Origin of the sequence: uncultured Cellulomonas sp. (assembly GCF_963527515.1) — a bacterium.
Lineage (GTDB): Bacteria > Actinomycetota > Actinomycetes > Actinomycetales > Cellulomonadaceae > Cellulomonas.
On the sequence record NZ_CAURTV010000165.1, the window covers coordinates 1 to 5,095 of the forward strand.

The 5,095-nt window shown below is 73.8% G+C and carries 5 protein-coding genes; 3 read left to right on the top strand and 2 right to left on the bottom strand.

Annotated features, from left to right (window positions below):
• Positions 1-473, top strand: a 473-nt coding sequence (locus RYN42_RS19590; RefSeq protein WP_315099117.1) for a C40 family peptidase, incomplete at its 5' end; no start/stop codon positions are given.
• 138 nt (positions 474-611) lie between these two features.
• On the opposite strand, the gene RYN42_RS19595 is transcribed toward RYN42_RS19590, so the two are convergent.
• A complete protein-coding gene (locus tag RYN42_RS19595; RefSeq protein WP_315099120.1) occupies positions 612-1,133 on the bottom strand; it encodes a hypothetical protein in 522 nt (173 codons plus the stop codon).
• 716 nt (positions 1,134-1,849) lie between these two features.
• Positions 1,850-2,347, bottom strand: a complete 498-nt coding sequence (locus RYN42_RS19600) for an inorganic diphosphatase (protein ID WP_056085756.1) — start codon at positions 2,345-2,347, stop codon at positions 1,850-1,852.
• Between the two features lie 165 nt (positions 2,348-2,512).
• On the opposite strand from RYN42_RS19600, the gene dacB reads away from it, so the two are divergent.
• A complete protein-coding gene (gene dacB / locus RYN42_RS19605; protein ID WP_315099129.1) occupies positions 2,513-3,925 on the top strand; it encodes a D-alanyl-D-alanine carboxypeptidase/D-alanyl-D-alanine-endopeptidase in 1,413 nt (470 codons plus the stop codon).
• Positions 3,926-3,934: 9 nt separating this feature from the next.
• Entirely contained in the window at positions 3,935-4,987 is a 1,053-nt protein-coding gene (locus tag RYN42_RS19610; RefSeq protein WP_315099126.1) for a zinc-dependent metalloprotease, read from the top strand.
• The last annotated feature ends 108 nt before the right edge of the window (positions 4,988-5,095 follow it).

Consider the following 5,095-nt stretch of genomic DNA (forward strand, 5'->3'; position numbering starts at 1 on the left):
CCCCGGCCCCGGCTCCCGCCCCCGCGCCGGCCCCCGCGCCTGCGCCTGCGCCCGCACCGACGCCCGCCAAGTACGGGCTCGGCACGGGCACCTCGCGCGGCTCCGCAGCCGCCGGAACCGCGGCACTGACCTGGGCGCAGACGAAGACGGGGCTGCCGTACATCTGGGGCGGAGTCGGCCCGGACGGGTACGACTGCTCCGGCCTGTCGATGACCGCGTGGCGGACCGCGGGGGTCAACCTCGCCCGCACCACGCGCGACCAGTACAAGCAGGTCCTCAAGATCAGCTACAACGACCTGCGCCCCGGCGACCTGGTCTTCTGGTCGAACGACCCGAACAACGTCGACGAGATCTACCACGTGGCCATCTGGGCGGGGAACGGCCAGATCATGGAGGCCTCCAAGCCCGGCGACCCCCTGCGCACCACCACCATGCGCTGGAGCAAGACCATGCCCTACGCCGGCCGCCCGTAACCCCCTCCGCCTCCCCCCTTCCCCTTCCCTTCCCTTCTTTTCCAGCAACGTCCGAGCAAGTGGCCGCCAGAGCGCTCACTTCCGCGGACGTCTTGAGTTCGAGACCCTGAGCGTCCGAGGAAGTGGTTGCTGGGGCGCTCACTTCCTCGGACGTCGTGCCGACGCTGGGTCGGTCCAGCCGGCTTGGCGCAGCGCCCGCTCTACGGCGTCGAGGTGACGGTCTGGGTCGAGCCGCAGGCCGAGGCTGGGGATGCGGAGGACGACATCTCCTGACAGGGCGATCTCGTTGTGGCGCAGGTTGTCGTCGATCCACCGGTCCGGCTGCAGGTGGCCCACTCCGTCGATCTCGACGACCACGCGCCAGCGGCTCCAGCGCACGTCCAGGTAGCAGCGGCCCGCACCCGCCGAGGCGACGACCTGACGGTCGGGCTCAGGAAGACCGCGGCGCCGGCACATCGCGGCGAAGTCCAGCTCGTTGAGTGAGTGAGCGCCGTCGACAAGCTCGAGGAACACGGTGCGGAGGAACGGGCGTCTCCGGTCCCGTCTCACGCGATCCAGAGCTGCCCCGACGAGGTCGACGGAGGTCAGGCGCTGTTGCACCGGCGCAATCAGGAGGAGGGCCGCCTCGCGGTCGGTACGAGCCCACAGGGCCGCCTGCACCGTCGCGACGTCTGGCCGCGTTCGGGGGATGCCGGCGGGGACGAGGTCGTCATCGCTCCATCGCCTCGTCTCGTGGACCCGAACACCGGGCACAGGAGAGAGGGGATGCGACGACTTCGGAGCGCACACGTGCACCAGCCGGTCGCCGTCGATCCCGCGCAGGCCGGCTGCCTGCAGTGCGGTCAGTCCACCCAGTGCCGCGCGCGCTGGCGTCGCGACGTCGCTGCGTGGGGCGGTCTCGAGAACCGCGAGCCACCAGTCGGCGCGCGCGTCGATTCCTGCTGGCGTGACGACGAGGCACTCCCCGCCGGCGACGCGCCAGCGACCGGCGTCGATCTCCGCGCGCAGCTGCGAGCGCGTGATCCCGCGCGCACCCACCTGGGAACGCGTGACGATCCCGGCCTGCGCGGACGCCAGCTCCTCGACACGAGCCCGACGCGCAGCGCGTGCCGCGCGATCTCCCACCATCCCGCCAGCCTGGAGCGGCCATGGAGGGGCACCAGCCGACACTCCCGGTCTGTGGACGCGACCGCTGTCGATGCTTGCTGTGGGCGCCTCAGAACCATCGCAGGACGTCCGAGGATGTGCGCGCCACAGCGACCACTTCCTCGGACGCTGCGGAATGGGTGCCGCTCAGAACAGACAACGTCCGAGCAAGTGGCTGCTCTGGCGACCACTTGCTCGGACGTTGCGGATGAGAGCGGGGAGGAGCGGGGTTAGTGGCTGTAGTAGTTGGTGTCGATGGCGCGTTGGCGGCTGCGCTCGATCTCCGCCTCTGCCTCGGACCGGCCTACCCAGTGGGCGCCCTCGACGGACTTGCCCGGCTCCAGGTCCTTGTAGACCTCGAAGAAGTGCTGGATCTCCAGGCGGTGGAAGTCGGACACGTCGTCGATGTCCTGGCGCCACGCGGCCCGCTGGTCGCCGGTCGGCACGCACAGCACCTTGTCGTCGCCGCCGGCCTCGTCGCGCATGCGGAACATGCCGAGCGCGCGGGCGCGGATGAGGCAGCCGGGGAACGTCGGCTCCTCGAGCAGCACCAGGGCGTCCAGCGGGTCGCCGTCCTCGCCGAGGGTGCCCTCGATGAAGCCGTAGTCGTCGGGGTACCGGGTCGAGGTGAACAGCATCCGGTCGAGGCGGATCCGCCCCGTGGCGTGGTCCACCTCGTACTTGTTGCGCTGGCCCTTCGGGATCTCGATCGTGACGTCGAACTCCACAGTGCTCCTCCGCCCCACGGCCGCGCCCAGGTCCCGGGTCCGGCGGTCGCGACACTCGTCGTCGTGCGGCGCGCCGAGGTGTCAGGGGCGCCCTTGTCTCGGACAGTAGTCTGACGCACCGCGGGACGGAGCGTCCCACCGGGGATCGAGCGGGGCGGGGTGACGATGACCACAGCGGCGAGAGTCGTCGGCACCGGCGTGCTGGTCCTCGTGCTGGCGGGCGGGGCGTACGTGACGGCCGACGCCTACGACGTCGTCCCGGGCATGGTGACGCTCGAGGAGCCGCTGCCCGATCCGCTGCCGTTCCCCACCGCACCGGGCGCTGTCGAGCCGCTGGACGCGGTCCCCGCGCTCGCGGACCTGGACCCGCAGGCGCCCCTGCCTCCGGCGGCCGGGGTGCAGGCGCTCGTCGACGGGCTGGTCAAGGACCCCCGGATGGGTCCGAGCGTCGGCGTGCTGGTCGCGGACCAGCTGTCGGGGGACGTGCTGGGCTCGCACCTGCCGGAGGACGGTCGCACGCCCGCGTCGACGGCCAAGCTGGTCACCGCGGTCGCGGCGCTGAGCACCCTCGGCCCGGACGTGACGCTGCCGACGAGCGTCGTGCGCGGAGCGGGCTCCGGCATCGTGCTCGTCGGCGGTGGGGACATGATGCTCGCCGCGGGCGCGGGCAACCCGGACGCCGTCGACGGGCACGCGGGGCTGGCGGACCTGGCCGCGCAGGTGGCCCGGGAGCTGCAGCTCGAGGGTGTGTCCACCGTGACCCTGGGCGTCGACGACTCGCTGTTCACCAGCCCGACGCTCAGCCCCACCTGGAACCCGGCCGACATCGCCGCCGGGTTCGTCGCGCCGGTGACGGCGCTGGCGGTGGACACCGCCAAGATCCGCCCCGGTGAGTACCCGCCGCGCCACGGGGACCCGTCGCTCGCGGCGGCGGCGACGTTCGCCCAGCGGCTCACCGAGGCCGGCATCACGGTCGACGGTGCACCGAGGCGCGCGGAGCGTCCCGGCGGCGGCCGGCAGATCGGGGTGGTGCGCTCGGCGCCGCTGGACGGGATCGTGCACCACTTCCTGGACACCTCCGACAACACGATCACCGAGGTGGTCAGCCGGCTGGTGGCCATCCAGGCGGGTCTCCCCGCGACGTTCGAGGGCGGCACGACCGCGGTGCTGCACGCGGTCGCGGTCGCCGGCGTCGACACCGGCGGCGCGCGCCTGTCGGACGCGTCCGGTCTGGGGTCCGGCTCGGTCCTGCCCCCCAGCCTCCTGGTCGGCCTGCTGCGGCTGGCCACCGACCCCGCGCACGGCGTGCTGCGGGACGTCGCGACGGGGATGCCCATCGCGGGACTGACCGGGACGCTGTCGGACCGCTACACCCAGTCGCCGGCGCGCGGCCTGGTGCGGGCCAAGACGGGCAGCCTCCCGCACGTGACGTCGCTGGCGGGCACCGTGCTCGACGCCGACGCCCGGCAGCTGGTCTTCGTCGTCCTGGCCGACGCGACGCCCGACGGCGGCCAGTGGGGACCGCGCGCCGCGATCGACTCGTTCGTCACCGCGTTGTCCGGGTGCGGCTGCGGTTAGTTTGACCCGGTGGACACCACGCAGGGACCGGTCGACTGGGAGCTCGCCGTCCGCGTGGCGGGCCGGCTGGCCGCACCGGGACCGGTGGCGGACCGGGCCGAGCTGACCGCGCTGGTCGACGAGCTGCGCGACGCCGCCGGCCGCGCGGCCGAGCACGCTGCGGCGATCACGGGGCTGGCGGCCCTCGACGGCACGCCACCCGGCAGGGTCTCCACGGTGCTCGTGGTGGACCGGCCGCGCTGGGCACAGGCCAACGCCGAGGTGTTCGCGGCCATGACGGGGCCGCTGGCGGGGACCACACCCTCGTCGGCCACCCGGTCGGCCGCGGCCCTGCAGGTCGGCGGCGTGCTCGCGCTGCTGTCCGGCAAGGTGCTCGGCCAGTTCGACCCGTTCACGTCGGCGGACGGCCGCGGGCGGCTGCTGCTCGTCGCGCCGAACGTGCTGCACCACGAGCGCCGGCTGCGGGTGGACCCGTCCGACTTCCGGCTCTGGGTGGCGCTGCACGAGCAGACCCACGCGCTGCAGTTCGCCGCGGCACCCTGGCTCGCGGGTCACCTGCGCAGCCGCGCGGCGGAGCTGATGACCGACCTGGTGGCGGACAGGTCGCTGGTGCCCCGGGTCGGCGAGCTGGTGCAGGCCGTGGCGCGAGCGGTGACCGGCGGCACGGAGGACGGCATCGGGGTGCTCGACCTGCTCTCGCGCCGCCAGCGGACGGTGTTCGAGGAGGTCGGTGCGGTGATGGCCCTGCTCGAGGGGCACGCCGACGTCGCGATGGACGAGGTCGGCCCGGGCGTGGTGCCGAGCGTGCGCACCATCCGCAGGGCGTTCGAGGCCCGGCGCGACGAGGCGGCGAGCGCCCGCGGCGTCGACCGCGTGCTGCGCCGTCTGCTCGGGCTCGACGCCAAGCTGGCGCAGTACCGAGACGGGGCGGCGTTCGTGCGGGCGGTGCGCAAGGTCGTCGGCCGGGACGGGCTGAACGCGGTGTGGTCGTCGGTGGACCACCTGCCGTCGCCCGCCGAGATCGCGGACCCGCGCGCGTGGGTGCGCCGGGTGCACGGGTGACCGGTCCCGCGCGCGAGGTGGCGGCGGTGCGCTCGGCGGTCGTCGCCGCGGTCGCCGACCTCGAGCCGGACGCGCTCGTGCTCGTCGCGTGCTCGGGCGGTCCGGACT